The following is a 21,666-nucleotide window of genomic DNA, read 5'->3' as shown; positions in this document are numbered from 1 at the left end:
TCCTGGGTGATCGGGCTAGCCGCGACGGGATTGCTGTATGGCCTCGTCGCCAGAAAGCGCCGCCGTGCGCAGTCCGAACATCTGACCATCCCTACCGAATTGAGCCGCTGACGTGCTCGACATAAACAGAGATTCGACGATATGCAAGTACACGATCCCTACCAGGCCCTGCTTCACTGTTTCGCCCGCTTTCCCGACCACGAGGGCCTTGTGTTTCCCGAGACAGGCCGGCGTCTGACGTTCGCGCAATGGCTGCAAGACGTGCACGCGCTTGCGTCCGCGCTGCAACACGCCGGCGTTCGTCCAGGCGAGAGAGTTGCAATCTGGGCGGAGAATCGCATCGAGTGGCCGGTTGCGCAGGTTGCGATCGCAGCGATCGGCGCCGTGATGGTCCCGGTCAACACACATTTCCGCGCTGAAGACGTACGGCATGTGCTGATGCACGCAGGTGTAGCCGCCATCCTCCTGTCGGAGCGGTTTCGGGCCAATGAATATCTGTCGATTATCGAAGACCTTCGACCGCAACTGGAACATTTGCGTGTCGTGGTGAATTTCGACGGCACTACGGCCCGGTCGCCGGATACGCTTTCGTATCAGGTGCTTCTCGACGAGCATAGCGGGCAAGCGGTAGACGTATGGCGGTGGAACATACGCGACTGCGCAAGCATCCAGTACACGTCTGGCACGACCGGCCGGCCGAAGGGCGCGGAACTGTGTTTCGACGGCATGCTGCGCAACGCTCAGGGGACGATCGAGCGTCTAGGTGTCATTCCGGGCGATCGCTGGACTTCGATCATCCCGCTTTTTCATTGCGCGGGTTGCATCATGAACTCGCTCGCGGCGCTGCTCGCCGGGGCGACATACGTAGGTATCAGTGCATTCGACGCGGAACGCATGTTGCAGCTGATCGAGAACGAGCGGTGCACTGTGCTGACTGGCGTGCCGACCTCCTATCTTGCGATGCTGAACCATCCCCGGCGCGCGGATTATGACCTCGGTTCACTGAGAACGGGCACTTGCGGCGGCGCCGATTGCGATCCGGCGCTGCTCGAGCGGTACGCGCGCGAATTCCCCATGCAGGGGCTGGTTCAGGTTTATGGCCAGACCGAAGCGAGCACGCTGATTTCTCTCGACGACGCCGCGAGTCCCCAGCGCATGCGCACGGCCGGACTGCCGCTGAACGGCATGGAAGTGCGTGTCACCGATGTCCATACCCGCGTGCCGCTCGGCAATGGTGAAGTGGGACAGCTCGAAGTGCGCGGCCCGATGGTTATGCTCGGCTATCACGATGACCCTGTCGAGACGGATCGAACCATCGACAGCGATGGCTGGATGCAGACAGGCGATCTCGGCTGCCTGCGCCATGACGGACGGGTCGAACTGGTGGGAGGGCGGCTGCGCGACGTGATCATCCGGGGCGGTGAGAATGTGTACCCGGTCGAGGTCGAGAACCTGCTGAGAGAGCATCCGGACATCCGGGAGATTGCAGTTTTCGCTGTGCCCGATCACTACTACGGTGAGATCGTCGCAGCAGCGATCGAGTCAGACGCTTTGCTGACACCGGCCGATCTCAGGCAATTCTGTCGCGGCAGGATCGCGGGGTTCAAACATCCTGCCAGGGTGTTTTCGGTTTCCGAATGGCCGATGACGTCTAGCGGGAAAATCATCAAACGTCAGCTCCAGGTAGCGGCGAAAGAAGGCCGGCTGAAGGAGCTCACATGAGCAGGGTCGAGGCAGGCCGGCATTTCGCCGGCGAGTACCTTCCGACGGATGCCGATACCGCTGCCTCAATAGGGAACACGGGCGTGGCGGCAGTCTCAACGCCGGCAACGATCGCGTTTGTCGAACAGACCTGCCATCTGAACATCAGGAACGCTTATGAAGTAGGATGGGGTTCCGTCGGCACGTCGGTGGAAGTGAAACACATTGCGGCGGCGTGGCCGGGAATCGCCATGGTCTGCGAATCGACCGTCGAATCCGTGGCAGGCCGCGTCATTCGTTTCGGCGTGCGTGTCGAACAGCGCGAACGCGTGATCATGTCTGGCTGGCATGAGCGGACGCTCGTCGACCTCGCGCGATTTTCCACACCGATAGCGCCTTCAGCCGATCGGACACCGGTCGAATTTTTCTTCGACTTTCACAGCCCGTGGTGCTATCTCGCAATCGACCGCTTCGTGCAGATCGCGGCGAAGCACGGTCGTCAGATTGTCTGGAGGCCGATGCATCTCGCGAACCTGATTGATCGCATCGACGGACGGCGACCGCTGGAGGCGTCCGACGCGTTCGTCCGCTGGTTCATGCAGGACATGCAGGACTGGGCGAAACAGCGGAACCTCGTAATCCGGTATCACCCTGATTTTCCGCTGCGCCCGTCCCGCGCGCTTAGATGTAGTTTTTACGCAGCCGAACAAGGCAAGGCGCATGAGTTTGTGAGGGCGACCATGCGCGCGTACTGGTCGGAAAGCAGTGACATCAGTGATCTGCCGACGCTCGAGAGAATTGGCGAATCTGTCGGCCTGAATGCTCGCGAACTCGCGGCTGCCGCGATTTCATCGCGATACAAGGAATTGATCGAGAAGAATACCGACGATGCGATAGCCCGAGGCGTATTCGGCGCGCCCTCGTTCCTGGCTGATGATCGACTATTCTGGGGCAATGATCGACTTGAGATGTTGGACAATTTTCTCGTTAATTCTATGACGGAAAGCTGATGTGACTCCCGGTGTCAATCGGAATGGGGTTTGCGGTTTCTCTGAGTTCATGTGTTGGAACAAGCGGAAACTGCTTCTTAATAAGAAATGCTGAGGTTTAAGGGTACTGGAGATCAATACGCCGACGACCGAACGACAAGACCTCAGAGTGATACCGCGATATGGGTAGGTCTGGGACGACGTTGTTGGATTCGACGCGAAGGATGTCGCACGCGCGAGCGACTGCGTAGCTTTCGTCCATTCGAAGCTAAGAGACGGAAGGACAGATTCGGGTCGCGCAGAGACACTCGAAACGCTCGGTCCGAGTGCTTAGCGTACGAAAAAATCCGTTTCTTGAGGGCACCCCGACCGTACCAAGCAAACCTTTTAGATAGGCTCGCGAACGCTGTCTCGGTTCAGCGCGCCTGAACAGGCCAGCCAACCTCTCATGCAATTCATCCAGTTCACGTTCCCATGCTTTAGCAATCTCTTTCATGGCCCTATACAAAGTAGTAATACTAACTTAGTATAGGAAAAATAACTACGGCTGTAGTGTTAGAGACGCTCTGCCCAAGCGGGGCTAAAGGTGGTGAAAGGTCGACAAAAGATCGGACGGTCGAGTGTGATCAGAGGGCGTTTGTCCTCACCAGCTCGATGCCCAATCACCGAATCGACTGTATGAGACGTGCGAGGCTTGGCCCGGCTTCCGCTGTCGCTACCGTTTGGTGATTAGGCGGAGCGCCGGGCAACAAGAAGCGCGGACTTGTCCGCGGACCAGACGCGGCTAGGGACGTGTTTTGCCATTTCTGGGTTCTCGTGCGCAGTTGCCGGCTCCTTGGCTATGCCGAGTGAGGGCTGATCTGGCGGAAAATAATAAACAAAGCAACACTTTTCGGCCCGAGAAAGGACGGCTCCTGTAGGAGCGGCAAGGTGACGAGTCCATTAAACCTTGCTTGCTTTATAAAGGCAAGTGCATGCCTTCCCTCGGCCTTCGTCGGAGCACTCGAATGAACTACCCGACCTGCAACAGCGGGACGTTGACGGCATTCCGCGCCGACGCGAACTGCGCCAGTCGGATGAGAGCGGGACCGACGTTACAGCCGGCAGCCTCGTCCATTCATTAGATGCCTAGATACTATGGAAGGGCCGCGGAAGTAAGCCTCCTGGAGTAAAACGAGGATTCCGATACCCGTTTTCCGAGAGGAGTACGCAAATGAATGCGCCTCGCACAGCCCTTCACGGGCAGAATACAACCATCACCGGAACGCTGTATGTCGCCTTCGAGCTGGGCGACAGGAGTTGGAAGCTTTCGCTGGGTGATGGGGTGCGCGCGCCGAGCCGCTACACAGTAGCCGCCGGCGATACGGCCGCAGTCTTCACGGCGATTGCGAAGGTCAAGGTCCGCTGTCATCTGGCCGCCGAGGCTCCGGTGCGCAGCTGTTACGAAGCCGGGCGCGACGGTTTCTGGCTGCACCGCTGCCTGGAGGAACATTCAGATCACGAACCTGGTGGTGGACTCGGCCAGTATCGAAGTGAACCGGCGCAGGCGCCGCGCCAAGACCGACCGTCTCGACAGCGACAAACTGCTGTCGATGCTGATGCGTTACTACGCGGGTGAATGCCGGGTGTGGGCAGTCGCGCGCATCCCGACTCCCGAACAGGAGGATGGCCGGCGGGTACACCGTGAGCTCGATCGCCTGAGGCAGGAACGTACCGCCCACAGCAACCGGATCCGCTCGCTGCTGGTACTCCACAACCTGCGGGTCGAGCGCATCGGTGGGCGTGCGTGGACGCATTGGTGGGCACAGAACGCCACCCGTTTGTTGCCAGGTGTGCGCGCCGAGATCGACCGCGAATGCGATCGGCTGACGCTTGCTGCCAGCCAGATCAGGACGCTCGAGGCGCAGCAGCAGCGTGAGGTTCGCAGCGGCGCTCAACCAGCAATCGCGTTACTCGCGCGCCTTGCAGGTATCGGAGCAGGCAGCGCCTGGACGCTGGTCAGGGAACTGTTCGGCTGGCGACAGTTTCACAACCGCCGCGAAGTGGCCGGCTGCCTAGGTCTGGCGCCAACCCCGTATGCCAGCGGTACCAGTGAAGTTGAGCAGGGCATCAGCAAAATCGGCAACAGGCGAGCCCGATGGCTGATGGTGGAACTAGCCTGGAGTTGGTTGCGTTTCCAGCCCGCTAGCCAGCTAAGCCACTGGTTCAAGGAGCGCTTCGCAGGCGGTGGCAAGCGTGTCCGACGCATCGGCATTGTGGCGCTTGCGCGACGTCTGTCGGTCGCACTATGGCGCTATCTGGAATTCGGTGAGATTCCCCTCGGGGCAACCCTCAAGTCACCGGCAAGTAAGGTGACGGCGACTTGAACAGCCAACGTCGAGCGGTAACAGCGTCTGAAGGTTGAGCGCGCCCGGACAGTAGGTGGGTTACCCATCGGATAACCGTAGTTCTAGATGGGGCGCGTCCATAATGGGGTGGTTCCAGCGCCTTGCGCATGCGGTATGTGGTGCCCGGTCTCGTGCCGGCACGGATAGAAGTTGGTCCGGTCAAATCTCCGGACTTGAGACACCCCAGCCTCAACTGCTGTGAAACGTTCCCTTGATACGATACGGAGGATTCCATAACATCAGACGAGGTGATCCATGGGAGATGACTGACGTAAAAACGGACCGCGAAAAGGCTTGACTTTCAATGCCCCATAGAAGCCTACAGTATCGCTGCATTAGCCGCAAGGCTGCGGCTGATTCTTCATAGCTTTCACTTGCCTTGCATTATTGTCGGAAACAGGCTTTAATGGTGCTGATGCATTTCGAATGTTCAGCCAACTAATCGCTTTCGAACTATAGCCGTGTCTTTTGTCTCGACCTTTCTCATCGCGCCGTTTTCCCTTCCAGCCCAGGCCGGCAGGGGCATCTATCGGCGCACCAAGGCGGAGGCCGTGACAGGCACCCGGAGCCGCGGTGGTCTCGCGGGCAAGTCAGCACTTCCTCCGGCCCGGCTCTTCGCTTAAAAAGAAACAGTACAGCGAAGGCCGGGCTCCCATCTCAGATGGCCGTTCACGACCGTGCGCCGTCGCGCCCTTCATAGAAGGGCCGCGAGCGCAAGCACGTCCGCGTATGCGTAGTCGTGTGCCACATTCGAATCGATACCCGTTGCGCTGCAATTGGGCCGTTTGCTGCGTGCCCGATTCAACGGGGGCTTTCTCTAGCAATTAGGAAAAGCATGGATATCCAAATGAACCGTTCAAAAGAGACACCGATGTTTGGGGCGACACGCGTCATTTCAATCACCGGTCAATCTGCCGGTGAGAGGCGGACCGTAGCTGCCCATTCGAGACGCGTTGAACCGCTCGACTGTTGTGCCGAACACGAAGGCTACCGCCTGAATGCGCTTGCAAGGCCGACGACTGACGAACTCTATGCCGCCGATCTGGTCATCGTTCGGCCGGGGTTCGCATCACGTCATTTTCGCGCGCTGGATCAATTCTACGACGCTACGCAGGCCCTGCGTTATGCGATGAGATGGGGAAGAATCTGGGTCGACCATGAACTGGAAAAGAACGCAAGAAACGTTAGCCGTATGGAGGACTTTCCGCGGCAGCCTTGAAGCGGCCAAGAATTTTTAGCGAGGTGTTTAGTCATGCAAACGATATCAATATTTCCCGGGAACCAGGTCTTGCGCTTCGTGGTTCGTGATCCTGCATGTCCAAGGGCAGCACTGCTGTTCTGGTTGGGCGTAGCTGATCCGTCGCGGCGCGCGAGTTTCAGTGAAGTCACCGAGCACTTCGGCCCGCTTATGCAAGTCGTTTTCCCGGACGAGCGGCCGGGCGCGTTCGTGAACCGTGAGGCTGTGCGCCAAATTGTCGAGGCCGGCGGCATTGACCGCATTATTTTTTTTGACGATTCCTGGCTGGACGTATGGAATGACAACCATTGCACAGACATCTGTAATCTTTATGCCTGCCCGAGACATACGTGTCCCCCGCCTAGATCTATCCGTCCATGACTGTCACATACGGAAGGTATCCCAGCATGTCACGTGTAGCGCCGGGCCTGCTTGTACGGATCACAAATTAGGTATGTTGAAGGACCGGGAGGCAGATGGATCGCGGTCGGGATATTAATCGACTGAATGGCAACGCGTAAATGACGGCAGACAGCGCCGGTTAGCAGGAGCTCGAGATGGATGAAAGGTACATAATTATGGTGATGGGATTCGCGGTCCTGCTGGCGGGCGCCATTTTCATGGTCGCCCACTATCGACGCGAGCATCGGCGGACACAACTGTTACGGCAGATGGACCGTATCCCTTGGCATCGCCCTCACGACGGGAGCTCCACATTCGACTCGGGCGACCGACGGCTTGATCCAGATCGAGCGCTCGCCGTCGCGGGAACCTTGTCAACGATCGGACGAGGATATCGGACTTGGTTCATAAAGCGCCCCGTACGAGTGGACGCTGAGGGCACGGTCTAACGAGAATGAGAGCTTTGGATCTGACGAACCGACGCCGTCTCTCGCAACGAGCAGACGGTACGGTCGTTCCGAAGGCCATCCAAACGTGGACACTTGGTAGGGCACTTTGGAGGGCCAACCGATAAGTCCACCGTGCTCCAATCGCACTCGGTGCCATAGTTATACGCGTCAGTACCGGTCGAAAGCCAAATCCCTCGGCCGCTTGTGATAGTGACGTCCGAGCGCGTCTGCTGTTGTGTCACGCCCGGTCGGGCAACTATGATGGCATTGCCACGAATAACCGCTCTATCATGCCACCGACAATCAATTCCATGTCAGAAGAAAGACAGCCGGACGGAATCCATGATCTGCGCGTCACAAAATACGGTTTCTTGCTTCTCGAGAACTTTTCGCTGATTGCGCTCAGTGCCGCCGTCGATCCGTTGCGAATCGCAAACATGGTTGTCGGACGACGTGTCTACGATTACCAGTTGATCGCACCCAATGGACACGTGGCAGTCTCAAGCGATGGGATACGCGTACTTCCCGATGTCTCGATGTCTGAGAGCGACAACTTCGACGCTGTCTTCGTGGTCGGGCCGAATCCCATTCCGCGCAGAGGCATTGGCTCGGTGCTCGACTGGTTGCGAGTCCGGGCGCGCCACGGCGCGGCGCTCGGCGGTCTCGATACAGGCAGCTTCTTCCTTGCGCGTGCCGGGCTGCTGAACGGCTATCGGTGCACGATCCATTGGGAAGATCAAGACGTTCTGATGGAGCAATTTCCCAAGCTCACAGTGTCGAATCACCTGTATGAGGTCGATCGGGACCGCTATACCTGCAGTGGAGGTATAGCGCCGCTCGACCTGATGGTTCACCTGCTGGGCATGGCGCCGGGTAGCCGCTCACTCGCGGCGCGCGTCCTCGAATTGCTCGTCGCTGAACGGCGGAGCCACGAGCAGCACCAACGCACTTCGTTGCGCCAGTACATGGGTGCCGAACATGCCAAGCTCGATGACGCATTGCAAATGATGGAAAGCAATGTGGAGGAAACGCTTTCGGTAGCCGAGATTGCGTCGTATCTGCGCGTTTCGCAACGGCAGCTCGAACGCTGGTTTCATGAACGGCTTGGCAAGACTCCGGCGCAAGCGTATCTCGAAATACGTTTGCTGCGAGCGCGGCAATTGCTTTACCGAACTGCGAAGCCGCTTGAAGAGGTCTGTGCCCGTACTGGCTTCACGTCGATGACGCATTTTGCCACCCGCTACAAAGCGCTGTTCCAAATCTCGCCTAGCGTCGATCGCCGACGCTATCAAAACGCACTCTAAAAAGCGCACTCAGTACGAACGCACCCGAGATCATTCGGCGCGATGTGTGCTCCGCTACGGGCACACACACTCTTAGGTCAACGAGATAAGTCAGGCCTTCGTGGGCCGTCCGCACGCTCGCTACGGGAGCCGCATTCGCGTACCTCTCTCCTTCTGCTCGCTTCCGCCAAAACCCTGAGCGGGTGCCATGTCATCCGGACATACCCGTATGCGTACTTCCTGTGGTTAACCCTGAATGTCGAAACGGAAAAGGGTCACGTCGAATGGAGAAATGTTCAAATTCGCCTAATCTCTACTATTCGCTCATACCCCCTGTGCTTTTACCAAGGAGCGAGCGCATGAAAATGGAAAGTCTGATTCGCATCGAGAACGGCGAGAAGGTTAAGCACACCTTTTCGGACGCGGAGTACGTCAACCGCCAAGGCAAGCTGCGCGAGTTGATGGCACGTGAGAATATCGACGCCGTGCTGTTCACGTCGTATCACAACATCAACTACTACGCGGATTTCCTCTACTGCTCGTTCGGCCGCAAGTACGGCCTCGTCGTGACGCCGAAAAAGGTCGTGTCCATCTCGGCCAACATCGATGGCGGACAACCGTGGCGTCGCACGGTCGGTGACTACAACGTGGTCTACACCGACTGGCAGCGCGACAACTTCTTCCGCGCGGTGCAAGGCGAGATCGACAACAAGGGTCGCGTGGGCGTCGAATTCGACCAGGTTCCCGTCGAAGTATTGGCCAAACTGAAGGCAGCGCTGCCTTCGGTCGAATTCGTCGATATTAGCGCGCAGACCATGCGTATGCGCATGATCAAGTCGGCGGAAGAAATCGCAGTCATCACGCACGGCGCGAATGTCTGCGACGTAGGCGGCGCGGCGCTTGCAGCAGCGGTGCACGAAGGCGTGCCCGAGCACGAAGTGGCACTTGCGTCAACGCAGGCGATGGTGCGCGAGATCGCCAAGCGTTTTCCGGACTCGGAGTTGATGGACACGTGGACGTGGTTCCAGTCCGGCATCAATACCGACGGCGCCCACAATCCCGTCACGACGCGCAAGGTGCAGAAGGGCGACATTCTGAGTCTGAATTGCTTCTCGATGATTGCCGGTTACTACACGGCGCTCGAACGCACGATGTTCTTCGACCACTGCTCCGATGAGCATCTGCGTCTGTGGAAGGTCAACGTTGAAGTGCACGAGGCGGGCCTCAAGCTGATCAAACCGGGTGCGCGCTGCAGTGATATCGCCCACGAGTTGAACAAGATTTACGCCGAGTACAACTTGCTGCAATACCGCACGTTTGGCTACGGGCACTCCTTCGGCGTACTCTCGCACTACTACGGCCGCGAAGCCGGTCTGGAACTGCGCGAAGACATCGACACCATCCTTGAACCGAACATGGTCGTCTCGATGGAGCCGATGATCATGGTGCCGCAGGGCCTGCCTGGTGCGGGCGGCTACCGCGAGCACGACATCCTGGTGGTCGGCGAGAAAGAAGCGACTAACATCACCGGATTCAAGTACGGTCCGGAGCACAACATCATCAAGGCCTGACGAGGCTACATTTCAGTCCTCCTGCGGCTTAGGCCGCAGGCATCCCATGATGTAGCAGGAGACCGCTTCAATGTTTTCCAGAGAACAAACGATTGCCGGGTTTGATCCGGAACTGGCTGACGCGATGCGCCTTGAGCGACAGCGCCAGGAAGATCACATCGAGCTGATCGCGTCTGAAAATTACACGAGTCCGCGCGTGCTGGAAGCGCAGGGCTCAGTACTGACGAATAAATACGCCGAAGGCTATCCGGGTAAGCGCTACTACGGCGGCTGCGAACACGTCGACGTAGTCGAGTCGCTGGCAATTGGACGGGCAAAGCAGCTTTTTGCGGCTCACTACGCGAACGTGCAGCCGCACAGCGGTTCGCAAGCGAATGCCGCAGTCTATTTGGCCTTAATTACGCCCGGCGATACGATTCTTGGCATGAGCCTCGCCCATGGCGGCCATCTCACACACGGCGCGAAAGTGTCCTTTTCAGGCAAGGTGTTCAATGCCGTACAGTACGGCGTCGATGCGCAAACGGGCCTCATCGACTACGACGAAGTCGAGCGCCTCGCGCTCGAGCACAAGCCGAAAATGATCGTTGCAGGCTTCTCCGCCTACTCCCGCGTGCTGGATTTCGCGCGCTTCCGTTCGATTGCCGATCGCGTCGGCGCGTATCTCTTCGTCGATATGGCGCACGTAGCGGGACTGGTTGCGGCGGGTCTGTACCCGAATCCGGTTCCGTTTGCCGACGTGGTGACGACGACCACGCACAAGACGCTGCGCGGTCCGCGTGGCGGCCTGATTCTCGCACGCGCTAATGGCGAAATCGAGAAGAAGCTGAATTCGATGGTTTTCCCCGGGACGCAGGGTGGCCCGCTGATGCATGTGATCGCGGCAAAAGCGGTGGCATTCAAGGAGGCGCTCGGTCCGGAGTTTGTCGACTATCAGACTCGCACGCTAGCCAATGCGCGGGCGATGGCCGCCGTGTTCGGTGAGCGCGGCTATGACGTGGTGTCCGGTGGGACCGATGATCACCTTTTTCTCGTGAGCCTGATCGCGAAAGGCCTTACAGGCAAGGATGCCGATGCCGCGCTGGGCCGTGCACACATCACAGTCAACAAGAACACCGTGCCGAACGATCCGCAGTCGCCGTTCGTGACGAGCGGTATCCGCATCGGCACGCCGGCCATCACCACGCGCGGTTTCCGTGAAGACGACGCTGCGCAGACCGCCACACTTATTTGCGACGTGCTCGACAACCTGGGCGATGCGCAGGTCGAGGAGCGCGTTCGCGCGCAGGTTGCACAATTGTGCGCCCGGTTTCCCGTGTATATGGGGCTGTGAGAAGCAAGGATGAACGTCAGCACTTTCGACCTCTTCAAGATCGGCATCGGGCCATCAAGTTCGCACACGGTGGGCCCGATGATTGGCGCGTGTCGCTTCGTGGCGCGTATCCGCGATGCAGGCATGCTCGATCGGGTTTGCCAGGTCCGAGCGGAGCTCTTTGGTTCGCTCGGCGCGACGGGAAAGGGCCATGGCACCGACAAGGCGATCTTGCTTGGCCTCGAGGGGAATCTGCCCGATGCAATCGATCCCGATTATGCCGAGCGCCGCCTCGCCCAGATTCGAGAGACGAAATCGCTCGAACTCGCCGGTGTGCGGCGGATCGGATTCGACGTGAAATCGCAGATCGCTTTTTTGCGTCGCGAGGTGCTGCCGCTTCATCCCAACGGAATGCGGTTCACCGCGCTCGACCGAGAGGGCGAACCCGTCGACACCCAGGCGTACTATTCGGTTGGCGGCGGCTTCGTCGTCGATGATACCGGCAAGCGGATGAACGGCGTGCAGGCGGTGAAGCGCGTGCCGTACCCGTTCAAAACCGGCGTCGATCTGTTACGCATCTGTGGCGAAAGCGGTTTGTCGATCGCCGAAGTGATGCTTGCGAACGAGTCAGTCTGGCGTACGCCGTCGGCGATACGAGAAGGGTTGCTGCAGATCCGCGACGTCATGGCCGGTGCAATTGCACGCGGTTGCTCGACGGAAGGGGTGCTGCCCGGGCCGCTCAAGGTCAAACGGCGTGCACCGGCGTTCTTTCGTCAGTTAAAGGCGCCGTTGCAAGCGTGTGTAGGCGACCCACTATCGATGATCGACTGGATTAACCTATACGCGATGGCGGTCACCGAGGAGAACGCTGCAGGTGGGCGCATCGTGACCGCGCCTACCAACGGCGCGGCCGGCATCATTCCGGCCGTGCTGCAGTACTACCTCAAGTTCGTGCCGGGTTCGAATGACGATGGCGTCGTGGCGTTTCTGTTGACCGCGGCCGCCATCGGACTTCTCTATAAGGAGAACGCTTCGAATTCTGGCGCCGAGGTGGGTTGTCAGGGCGAGGTCGGTGTCGCGTGCTCGATGGCGGCCGCCGCACTTGCCGCGGTGCTGGGCGGTTCGCCCGAGCAGGTCGAAAATGCTGCCGAGATCGGCATGGAGCACAACCTGGGTATGACCTGCGATCCCGTCGGCGGTCGGGTGCAGATTCCGTGCATCGGGCGTAACGCAATGGGCGCGGTGAAGGCGGTCAATGCGGCGCGGATGGCGTTGCGCGGTAATGGTAAGCACTACGTTTCGCTCGACAAAGTCATCAAGACGATGCGCGAGACGGGCGCGGATATGAAAACGAAATACAAAGAGACGTCGCGCGGCGGGCTGGCCGTGAACGTCATTGAATGTTAAGAGCAAAGAGGGAGAAGGAACCTGAGAGATGAGCCGCGGTTTGATACTCCTTCGTCTGCACAACAGGCAGTGCTTCACACCGGCCGCCGCGTGAACGCAAACCACTGAACGGCGTGCACCCAGTTCATCAGGCCGCAGCGTATCAGGGATGCCAGCTGTCGGCCGCGCAACGGATCGCAGTCAAACGTGGTACGAGTCGCCGGTCATTAGGTGGCGAGCCGACAAAAAAGATGGAGCCGCAATTCGCACGTGATTCTATCTGCGTGAAAAAGCGCGTCGCGATTTTGTCGGTCTTCGCGATGACATAGGCAACGCCGTTTCTGAAAACCGTCGAGAGCATGATGACGTGCCGGCCGGCCGCGAACCCAATGTGGGCCTTGGCAACGGAAATGGATTGTACTTGGGAGCGTCGTCAACGAGAGGTCTGAGATCGCATGCTCGATCCGAACAGAGCGTCGCCGCTCGTTCCGAATTGGATCGGAAACGGATATTGAGCGGGGTGTCGCGTGCTTTCCCGGATGTAGTCGAGCGTATTGCAGTTGATCGTGCTCGGGCACGCTTCAACAGCCATGCGATGCATCGATGACGGGGTACCTGACACTCCGCAACACCATGTCGCGCGGACGACTGGAAGGCGGCGGTCCCGAAATTCTGACAACGCGGTGCCCGCGTGGCTCAGCAAGGAAAACGGAACTTGAGAGATTGCATCATGCAGAAGACGAATTCCCATAATGCGGCGGCTCGATTCGCACTCACTGTGGCCTGTCCCAGTGCACCTGGACAGGTCGCGGCGCTGGTCCGGTTTCTCGACGAGCGAAGCTGCTATATCGACGAGTTCGACGTGTTCGACGACGAATTTACCTCACGCTTCTTCGTTCGCTGCGTCTTTCACGGCGCATCCGCGCAGACGCTGCAGCTCAGTTCGCTACGCGACGGGTTCGCTGCGCTCGCGAAGCGCTTCGACATGGAATGGGCGATTCACGACCTGTCGGTAAAACCGAAAGTCCTGATCATGGTGTCGAAGTTCGACCATTGTCTTGCCGATCTGCTGTTCCGCTGGCGCATGGAGGAACTGCAGATGGACATCGTAGGCATCATCTCGAATCATCCCGATCTGGAACCGCTCGCAACCGCGAACCACATTGCATGGCATCACCTGCCGCTCACCGCCGACACGAAGTCGCAGCAGGAGGCTCAGGTGCTCGCGCTAGTCGAACGTACCGGCGCTGAGCTTGTCGTGCTTGCGCGCTATATGCAAGTGCTGTCCGCCGATCTGTGCAGGCGCCTGGCGAATCGGGCAATCAACATCCACCACTCGTTCCTGCCCGGCTTCAAGGGCGCCAAGCCCTACCATCAGGCGCATGCGCGGGGCGTAAAGCTGATCGGTGCAACGGCGCACTTCGTCACGGATGATCTCGACGAAGGTCCGATCATCGAGCAAGTCGTCGAACGCGTCGATCATGCATCCCACCCGGAGCGGTTGCTGGCGACCGGTCGCGATGTCGAATGTCTCGCACTTGCGCGCGCCGTGAAATGGTTCATCGAACGCCGCACGTTCATCAACGGCAACCGTACCGTCGTGCTTCAGTAGGCCAAAATCGGCAAAGTGGCCGAAAGAGCCAGAGCCGAATCCGTAGCGATTCCCTTTGATTTGGAGACAATCAATGAATATCCGCGAAACAGTTTTTACGCACACTGCCGTTCTTGGTGCACTGCGACCACCTTTCCTTGACCGGAATCGCTTGACCATCTAGTCTCGCGAACTCGACGTCGAATACGCGAAGCTTTTTGTCGCGTACGAAAACTTTCCGTTATTTTGAGATGCCTACGATGATCCGGAAACTTACGGGCATCTGTAGCGGCACACTCATAGAAATCGTAGACAAGGAGGGACAGTTCCATGGAAAAGAGCGTGGTGATAGGAGAGTTGGCGTGGCCGGAATACGCGCGTCGGGTTGGACAGGAGGGCCAGCCCATCCTGATTCCGATCGGTGCGCTGGAACAGCACGGGCCCCATATGTCAATGAACCCGGACGTGCTGTTGCCGAGCGCCATTGCAGTGGCAGTCGGTCAGAAAATCGGCGCGTTGGTGGCGCCGGCCATCGCCTACGGCTACAAGTCGCAGCAAAAGAGCGGCGGCGGCAATCACCTGTGCGGCACAACCAGTCTTGACGGACATACGCTGTCGTCGACGGTCAAGGACGTGCTGAAGGAATTCGCGCGACACGGCGCGCGGAAAATCTGCCTGATTAACGGTCATTTTGAAAATTCGATGTTCGCGGTCGAGGGCGTCGACCTCGCGATTCGTGAACTGCGTTGGGAAGGCATTAACGATTTTCAGGTCGTGATGCTGTCCTACTGGGACTTTGTCACCGAGGAAACGATCGCGCGGATCTATCCGGAGGGTTTTCCTGGCTGGGCGGTCGAGCACGGTGGCGTGCTGGAGACCTCGCTGATGTTGCACCTGCATCCTCATCTGGTTGACATGTCGCTCGTCCCGACGCATGGGGCCGCGACGTTTCCGCCATACGACGTTTTTCCGCCGATTCCGGAATGGACGCCGTCGTCCGGTTGCCTGTCTTCGGCAGCGGCCGCGTCCGCAGAAAAGGGCGCGTTGCTGTTCGAGGTCTGCGTAGCGGGGATTTCGCGCGCACTTAACGAAGCTTACGATGCGCGGGCGAAAGCCCCGCGTGGTTGACTCGCCAGGAAGGAGACAGCAATGGGAAACTACGACAAGGGTAACGCGCACGGCGCCGTCGCAGCAGACAAGGCCTGGAGCGTTGAGCAGCACGGCATCGATCCGATCCCGCTCAAGGATCGCCACGGTACGCCGGCGGAGCTGTTCAAGATGTGGATCGGCGCTAACACCAACTACGTGGTGGTCGTGACGGGCGCGCTAGCACTATCGCAGGGATTGTCGCTGTGGCAGGCGCTCGGCGCAATTCTGGTCGGTAACCTGCTGGGTTGTTTCGTGCTCGGCTTGACGACAATCATGGGGCCGCGTACCGGCACGTCCGGCATCATGACTTCGCGCAGTTCGTTCGGGCAGTTGGGATCGTTCCTGCCGAAAGCGGTGAGTCTCGTGTCGGCGCTTAGCTGGTTCTCGATCAACTCGGTAGTCGCCACGCAGGCAATGGAAACGCTGTTGAAGATGGGTGGGTTTCACAGTCACGCCATTGTCTGGATCTCGCTCGGTATTATTCTAGCGGCGGAGATCCTACTCGCGATCTTTGGCCATGCAACCATCATCGCGGCGGAGAAATGGATTGCGCTGGCGCTGGCGATCCTGTTTGGTGGACTTGCGGCTTTCGTGCTGCCGCATACGAGTCTCGCTGCCGCGTCGGCCATCAATCACGGTGGTGCCTCTTTCAGCACCTGGCTGATCGCGATGGGGATCGTCTTCTCTTATCCCATCGGCTGGGCGAATTTTGCCTCGGACTACAGTCGTTACTTTCCCGCTGAAACGAGCTGGAAGAAGATCGTGTTGGCTGCCGGCGGCGGGCAGTTCGTCGCGCTAATGTTCTGCGAAATCATCGGTGTGCTCTTTGCGACGGCGTTGGGCGGCACGCTCGGTGAGGATCCGGTCAGCCAGCTCGGCCGCTTTCTCCCGACATGGTTCATCGTGCCGCTGCTGTTCGCGATCATTCTGGGCGGCATTGCGGCCAATGTGCCCAACGGCTACACAGCTGGTCTGGGACTGCTGGCATTGCGTATCCCGATCAACCGGGTGACGTCGCTTACGATCATCGCGCTCTTCACGCTGGGGTTTCGGGTGGTCACGGTATTTTATGGCCAGTTCTTCGACATGTACCAGGTCTTTCTGAATTACATGGTCTTCTGGACGGCGCCGTGGGCCGCTATCGTGATTGTTGACTACTTTATGCGCCGTGGCCGTTATCAGGCAGATGCTTGGATGAAGTGGGGCAGCGGTGCGTACTGGTACACAGGGGGAATTTTTTGGCCGGGCATCGTGGCTCTGTTGGTCGGGATCACGGCGTCGCTCCTTTTCTCTAATTCGCCGACCTTTGTCAGTCCCTTGATGCGCAACTACCTTGGCTGGGGCGATCTGAGCTTCGAATCCGGATTGGTCTTGTCGGCATTGACCTACTTCGTTTTGGCACGACGCCATCCGTCGTTTCGGCAGTCCGCAGTGAGGATGGCTGCTGCCGACGTGACGTCCGGTTCCGTCTGAACGGGACCGTATCATGGTGGCCCGCGATCCCGTTAGAAGTGCGTCAACGGGGCATCGCGGGCTTTCACTCTCGACGACGGAATCAAGCCACGCGTGGAGAGAGAAGAACATGACGTTTTTTGAGTGCGAACGGCGAGTCGACTCTCAACTGGGAAGTGCAAGAAAGATGATCTGCTCCTGCCAAGCGGATCGCAGGCAACGGATACGAAGCAATGTGCCGTAAAGATGCAAAGAAGGGCGCTTGTCTGAGCGTTGTCGGAACGGGTGGTGGTCGGGACGTGGGATCTCAGCGCTCGAGCCCGTTGTCATGCGCGGGCGCACCCGATGAGATACGTGTGCTGATGTTGACGGCCGCACTGTCGCTCGGAAGCGCGGTTGCACTAGGGCTCGCTCGCTTCTCGTATGCTTTGCTGCTGCCCGCGATGCAACGGGACCTCGGCTGGAGTTTCGCCACTGCCGGCACGATGAACACCGCTAATGCACTGGGATATTTGCTCGGAGCACTGGCATTCCCCCGTCTGTCGCGTCGGTGGACGCCGTGCGCTCTGTTCCGCTTTGGCTGTATTGCAACTGCGACGACGGTGGCGCTCAGCAGCGTGGTGGCTAAATGTTGCGCGTTGCATCCGGCGTTGGCAGTGCACTCATTTTCGTCGGGGGCGGCGTGCTTGCGGCGCGGCTCGCGTCAATGTCACATCGCGCCTCTGGCCTCATACTCGGGCTGTATTACGGTGGCATCGGTTGGGGTATTGTGGCTTCGTCGATTCTTGTCCCGCTCGCCATTCGTCCGATCGTGCATGGTTGGCAGTTCGCATGGTTCGCGCTTGCGTCTGCGTGTATCGCGTTCTCGGTCATTGCTATCGCGGCAGCGCGACGGATCGAATCCGGTTACATGACGCCTGGGTCCGCCTCAAAATCTTATGGGGCTTCGGGCGAATCTCTACAGTGGCGACGTCTTGGGTTTGCGCTGTCCCGGCTATGGGCTCTTCGGTGTTGGCTATATCGGCTACATGACCTTCATCGTTGCGCTACTTCGCAACGCGGGCATGAGTGCCGCGACGGTGAGCAGTTTCTACATTCTTCTCGGCGCGGCGACCGTGTTGTCAGCCCTTTTATGGTCCGGGCTGCTTGCTCACATGCGCGGCGGTCAGGCTTTGGCCATATTCAATGCACTGTTGGCGTTTGCGACGCTCATACCCGCGCTCATCGTGCATAGTTCTGCAGTATTCGCGTCCGGCGTGATATTCGGCGCGACGTTTCTCTCAGCTGTCGCATCGACGACGGCGTTTGTCAGACACAACCTTCCGCCCAGTCAGTGGACTGCAGGTATCAGCGCATTCACGATCGTGTTCGCCTTCGGGCAGATTGTCGGACCCGTGATAATTGGCTGGGTGTCTGACGGCTCAGGCTTTGGCGCATGGACTCGCATACTCCGCGTTTTTACTGGCTGCAGGCGCGGTCCTCGCCGCAAGGCAGAAACCCTTGCGAGTTAGGACAAACAGGGACTGCGGGGCATAGATACGCGTTAGCCTTTTACCGTTTGCTGGCTTCGGTGATTGATGTTCTGTGGGACGGCGACCGATCTACGCGATCTTGACCGACGGGCGTTTTGCGTTTGACTCGGCTGGCCCGTTGCCCATCTCGCCCAAACGGATGCAGCGCAATCCACGCTCGATGCCAGCGATGAACTCGCGGGCGAGGCTTCAAAAATCCCGAATGTGGCAGCGTTCGCGAACGTAATGTAGAAAGCAGTTCGCGGATTTAGTAAATACATTGAGACGACCGCTGGAGCCTCGATAGAAAGTCGGGCGTTTCTTTCTGAGGAAGAGACTTCGAGGGTCATGACGGACAACGATCTCTTTCGATGCTTCTGCTTTTGGTCAGGAATGCAAAACGTAGAATCGACTAGGCCATAAAACTTAGATTGTGCGCGGCCTGACGCCGTCGTCCCATCTCGGTGCCGTTTTTGTTCTATCAAGTTGAGCTGCGTTTTGGTCCAATGAGCGTGAAGAGAGAGAACCGGGCGCAGGCCCACCCGACCAAAACGAGGAGAACCCGTGAACGTGAGCGTCTTTGATTTATTCAAGATCGGCATCGGACCGTCCAGCTCGCATACCGTCGGGCCGATGATCGCGGCATGCCGTTTCGCGTCGAATATCGAGGACGCAAATCTGCTCGCGTTCGTCACCCGCGTTCGCACCGAACTGTTCGGCTCGCTCGGGGCGACCGGCAAGGGCCACGGCACCGACAAGGCCGTGATGCTCGGGCTCGAAGGCAATCTGCCCGATCTCATCGATCCGGACACGATCGCACCGCGTCTGGCCGACATCCGTGCAACAAAGCGCCTGAAGCTGCTCGGCAAGCACGACGTCGTGTTCGAGGAGCGCGAAAGCATCGGCTTCTATCGCAAGCTGATGCCGGGCGCGCCGGGGTCGAGCATCGTGCATCCGAACGGCATGCGCTTTCAGGCGTTCGACGAGAACGGCCAGTTGCTCGTCGAGAAAGAGTATTACTCGGTCGGCGGCGGCTTCGTCGTGAATCGCGGGGGCGATCGTGTGAACGGCCTGCGCGCGGGCAACACGGTGCCGCATCCGTTCCGCACCGGCGACGATCTGATGTGCATCTGCCGCGACACGGGTCTCTCGATCGCCGAAATCACGATGCAGAACGAATGCGCGAACCGCACCGAAGCCGAGGCGCGCGAAGGCCTGCTCGCCGTGTGGCGCGTGATGGCTGCGTGCGTCGAGCGCGGCTGCAAGGCGCACGGCGAGTTGCCTGGTCCGATGCATGTGAAGCGCCGTGCAGCTGATCTTTCCGCGTCGCTGCGTTCGCGCTCCGAAGAGTCGCTGCGCGATCCGCTTTCGATGCTCGACTGGGTCAATCTCTACGCGATGGCCGTCAACGAGGAAAACGCCGCGGGCGGGCGCGTCGTCACCGCGCCGACGAACGGCGCCGCTGGTGTGATTCCCGCCGTGCTGCACTACTACGTCAAGTTCATGCACGCCTCGAACGACGACGGCATCGTGCGCTTCCTTCTGACGGCCGCGGCCATCGGCATTATTTACAAGGAAACGGCTTCGATCTCCGGCGCGGAAGTCGGCTGTCAGGGCGAAGTCGGCGTCGCGTGCTCGATGGCCGCGGCCGCGCTCGCCGCCGTGATGGGCGGCACGCCCGCGCAAGTGGAAAACGCCGCGGAAATCGGCATGGAACATAACCTCGGCATGACCTGCGACCCGGTTGGCGGGCTGGTGCAGATTCCGTGCATCGAGCGCAACGCGATGGGCGCGATCAAGGCGATCAACGCCGCGCGCATGGCCATGAAAGGCGACGGCACGCACTACGTGTCGCTCGATTCGGTCATCAAGACGATGCGCGAAACCGGCGCCGACATGAAGACGAAATACAAAGAGACGTCGCGCGGTGGCCTCGCCGTCAACGTCATCGAATGCTGAATTCAGGACCCCACGAAGGAAGAGAAACACCATGAGCCGCTATTCCATCTTCAGCCTCTTGCGCAACGGCATGTCGTATCACGAGAACTGGGAGCGCCAGTGGCGAAGTCCCGAGCCGAAGCGCGAGTACGACGTGGTGATCGTCGGCGGCGGCGGTCATGGTCTCGCGACCGCGTATTACCTCGCGAAAGAGCACGGCATCACGAATGTCGCGATTCTCGAGAAGGGATGGATCGGCGGCGGCAATACCGCGCGCAACACGACCATCGTGCGCTCGAACTATCTGTGGGACGAATCGGCCGCGCTGTACGAGAAAGCGATGAAGCTGTGGGAAGGCCTGTCACAAGATCTCAACTACAACGTGATGTTCAGCCAGCGCGGCGTGATGAACCTCGCGCATAATCTGCAGGACGTGCGTGATACGGAACGTCGCGTGAATGCGAACCGACTGAATGGCGTCGATGCCGAGTTCCTCACGCCGCAGCAGATCAAGGAAATCGAGCCGACGATCAACCTCAACAGCCGCTATCCGGTGCTGGGCGCGTCGATTCAGCGTCGCGGCGGCGTCGCGCGTCACGATGCGGTGGCCTGGGGCTTCGCGCGCGGCGCGGACCGGGCGGGCGTCGACATCATCCAGAACTGCCAAGTCGTCGGTATTCGCCGCGACGGAAGCCAGGTGACGGGCGTCGATACGACGAAGGGTTTCATCAAGGCGAAGAAGGTCGCGGTCGTCACGGCCGGCAGCACGACAACGCTCGCCGACATGGCCGGTGTGCGTTTGCCTATCGAGAGTCATCCGCTCCAGGCGCTCGTTTCCGAGCCGATCAAGCCGGTCGTGAACACGGTGATCATGTCGAACGCGGTGCACGCGTACATCAGCCAGTCCGACAAGGGCGATCTCGTGATCGGCGCGGGCGTCGACCAGTACGCGGGCTACGGGCAGCGCGGCAGTTTCCACATCATCGAAGGCACGCTGGAAGCGATCGTCGAGATGTTTCCGGTGTTCTCGCGCGTGCGCATGAATCGCCAGTGGGGCGGCATCGTCGATGTCTCGCCGGATGCATGCCCGATCATCTCCAAGACCGACGTGAAGGGACTCTACTTCAACTGCGGCTGGGGCACGGGCGGCTTCAAGGCGACGCCGGGCTCGGGCTGGGCGTATGCCCACACGATCGCGAAGGACGAGCCGCATGCGTTGAATGCGCCGTTCTCGCTGGATCGCTTCTATACCGGTCACCTCATCGACGAGCACGGCGCTGCCGCCGTGGCCCACTAAACCGCACTGGAGAT

At 59.4% G+C, this 21,666-nt stretch carries 15 protein-coding genes and 1 pseudogene; 15 read left to right on the top strand and 1 reads right to left on the bottom strand.

Going from position 1 to position 21,666, the window contains the following annotated elements:
• Positions 1–141 precede the first annotated feature (141 nt).
• The 5 genes from QCE73_RS33815 to QCE73_RS33795 all read left to right on the top strand — a co-directional run bounded on the left by QCE73_RS33815 (position 142) and on the right by QCE73_RS33795 (position 6,296).
• Entirely contained in the window at positions 142–1,722 is a 1,581-nt protein-coding gene (locus tag QCE73_RS33815) for an AMP-binding protein (RefSeq protein ID WP_309885259.1), read from the top strand.
• Positions 1,719–2,711 carry a thioesterase, FlK family gene (locus tag QCE73_RS33810; RefSeq protein WP_309885258.1) on the top strand — a complete coding sequence of 331 codons (993 nt, stop codon included), beginning with the start codon at positions 1,719–1,721 and terminating at the stop codon, positions 2,709–2,711. Before QCE73_RS33815 ends, QCE73_RS33810 begins: the two co-directional genes overlap by 4 nt.
• A gap of 1,192 nt (positions 2,712–3,903) precedes the next feature.
• The gene (locus QCE73_RS33805) at positions 3,904–4,308 is read left to right on the top strand and encodes a hypothetical protein (protein ID WP_309885257.1); all 405 of its coding nucleotides are present in this window, start codon (positions 3,904–3,906) and stop codon (positions 4,306–4,308) included.
• Positions 4,202–5,056, top strand: a complete 855-nt coding sequence (locus tag QCE73_RS33800; protein WP_008345011.1) for an IS110 family transposase — start codon at positions 4,202–4,204, stop codon at positions 5,054–5,056. Before QCE73_RS33805 ends, QCE73_RS33800 begins: the two co-directional genes overlap by 107 nt.
• 856 nt (positions 5,057–5,912) lie before the next feature.
• The gene (locus QCE73_RS33795) at positions 5,913–6,296 is read left to right on the top strand and encodes a hypothetical protein (RefSeq protein WP_008345009.1); all 384 of its coding nucleotides are present in this window, start codon (positions 5,913–5,915) and stop codon (positions 6,294–6,296) included.
• Positions 6,297–6,341: 45 nt separating this feature from the next.
• Here QCE73_RS33795 and QCE73_RS33790 read toward each other — a convergent pair whose 3' ends face one another.
• Positions 6,342–6,623 (bottom strand): hypothetical protein, encoded by a 282-nt coding sequence (locus QCE73_RS33790; protein ID WP_144403842.1) that lies wholly within the window; start codon positions 6,621–6,623, stop codon positions 6,342–6,344.
• Between the two features lie 832 nt (positions 6,624–7,455).
• Here QCE73_RS33790 and QCE73_RS33785 point away from each other — a divergent pair.
• The 10 genes and pseudogenes from QCE73_RS33785 (at position 7,456) to QCE73_RS33740 (ending at position 21,652) form a co-directional block, all read left to right on the top strand.
• On the top strand, positions 7,456–8,469 hold the full coding sequence (locus QCE73_RS33785; RefSeq protein ID WP_008345005.1) for a GlxA family transcriptional regulator: 1,014 nt from the start codon (positions 7,456–7,458) through the stop codon (positions 8,467–8,469).
• Positions 8,470–8,807: 338 nt separating this feature from the next.
• Positions 8,808–10,019: a M24 family metallopeptidase gene (locus tag QCE73_RS33780; protein WP_008345003.1), complete on the top strand. Its 1,212-nt coding sequence runs from the start codon at positions 8,808–8,810 to the stop codon at positions 10,017–10,019.
• Between the two features lie 70 nt (positions 10,020–10,089).
• Positions 10,090–11,349, top strand: a complete 1,260-nt coding sequence (gene glyA, locus QCE73_RS33775; RefSeq protein ID WP_035504533.1) for a serine hydroxymethyltransferase — start codon at positions 10,090–10,092, stop codon at positions 11,347–11,349.
• Positions 11,350–11,358: 9 nt separating this feature from the next.
• Positions 11,359–12,735 (top strand): L-serine ammonia-lyase, encoded by a 1,377-nt coding sequence (locus QCE73_RS33770; RefSeq protein ID WP_309885255.1) that lies wholly within the window; start codon positions 11,359–11,361, stop codon positions 12,733–12,735.
• A 709-nt stretch (positions 12,736–13,444) separates the two neighbouring features.
• Entirely contained in the window at positions 13,445–14,326 is an 882-nt protein-coding gene (gene purU / locus QCE73_RS33765; protein WP_008344997.1) for a formyltetrahydrofolate deformylase, read from the top strand.
• Between the two features lie 309 nt (positions 14,327–14,635).
• Entirely contained in the window at positions 14,636–15,433 is a 798-nt protein-coding gene (locus tag QCE73_RS33760; protein WP_033537181.1) for a creatininase, read from the top strand.
• A 21-nt stretch (positions 15,434–15,454) separates the two neighbouring features.
• Positions 15,455–16,927, top strand: coding sequence for a cytosine permease (locus QCE73_RS33755; RefSeq protein ID WP_008344992.1), 1,473 nt, complete (start codon positions 15,455–15,457; stop codon positions 16,925–16,927).
• Between the two features lie 341 nt (positions 16,928–17,268).
• Positions 17,269–18,442 (top strand): annotated as a pseudogene (locus QCE73_RS33750) (YbfB/YjiJ family MFS transporter).
• A gap of 539 nt (positions 18,443–18,981) precedes the next feature.
• The gene (locus QCE73_RS33745; protein WP_309885254.1) at positions 18,982–20,376 is read left to right on the top strand and encodes an L-serine ammonia-lyase; all 1,395 of its coding nucleotides are present in this window, start codon (positions 18,982–18,984) and stop codon (positions 20,374–20,376) included.
• Between the two features lie 31 nt (positions 20,377–20,407).
• Positions 20,408–21,652 (top strand): sarcosine oxidase subunit beta family protein, encoded by a 1,245-nt coding sequence (locus QCE73_RS33740; RefSeq protein ID WP_008344986.1) that lies wholly within the window; start codon positions 20,408–20,410, stop codon positions 21,650–21,652.
• The last annotated feature ends 14 nt before the right edge of the window (positions 21,653–21,666 follow it).

The sequence above is a fragment of the Caballeronia sp. LZ029 genome, assembly GCF_031451275.1.
Classification (GTDB): domain Bacteria; phylum Pseudomonadota; class Gammaproteobacteria; order Burkholderiales; family Burkholderiaceae; genus Caballeronia; species Caballeronia jiangsuensis.
This window is presented reverse-complemented; position numbering and strand designations above follow the sequence as displayed.

Bases quoted from the DNA above. Each gene is read 5' to 3' on its own strand.
- QCE73_RS33815 (WP_309885259.1), top strand. From the start codon at position 142: ATGCAAGTACACGATCCCTACCAGGCCCTGCTTCACTGTTTCGCCCGC.
- QCE73_RS33810 (WP_309885258.1), top strand. From the start codon at position 1,719: ATGAGCAGGGTCGAGGCAGGCCGGCATTTCGCCGGCGAGTACCTTCCG.
- QCE73_RS33805 (WP_309885257.1), top strand. From the start codon at position 3,904: ATGAATGCGCCTCGCACAGCCCTTCACGGGCAGAATACAACCATCACC.
- QCE73_RS33795 (WP_008345009.1), top strand. From the start codon at position 5,913: ATGGATATCCAAATGAACCGTTCAAAAGAGACACCGATGTTTGGGGCG.
- QCE73_RS33790 (WP_144403842.1), bottom strand. From the start codon at position 6,623: ATGGTTGTCATTCCATACGTCCAGCCAGGAATCGTCAAAAAAAATAAT.
- QCE73_RS33785 (WP_008345005.1), top strand. From the start codon at position 7,456: ATGCCACCGACAATCAATTCCATGTCAGAAGAAAGACAGCCGGACGGA.
- QCE73_RS33780 (WP_008345003.1), top strand. From the start codon at position 8,808: ATGAAAATGGAAAGTCTGATTCGCATCGAGAACGGCGAGAAGGTTAAG.
- glyA (WP_035504533.1), top strand. From the start codon at position 10,090: ATGTTTTCCAGAGAACAAACGATTGCCGGGTTTGATCCGGAACTGGCT.
- QCE73_RS33770 (WP_309885255.1), top strand. From the start codon at position 11,359: ATGAACGTCAGCACTTTCGACCTCTTCAAGATCGGCATCGGGCCATCA.
- purU (WP_008344997.1), top strand. From the start codon at position 13,445: ATGCAGAAGACGAATTCCCATAATGCGGCGGCTCGATTCGCACTCACT.
- QCE73_RS33760 (WP_033537181.1), top strand. From the start codon at position 14,636: ATGGAAAAGAGCGTGGTGATAGGAGAGTTGGCGTGGCCGGAATACGCG.
- QCE73_RS33755 (WP_008344992.1), top strand. From the start codon at position 15,455: ATGGGAAACTACGACAAGGGTAACGCGCACGGCGCCGTCGCAGCAGAC.
- QCE73_RS33740 (WP_008344986.1), top strand. From the start codon at position 20,408: ATGAGCCGCTATTCCATCTTCAGCCTCTTGCGCAACGGCATGTCGTAT.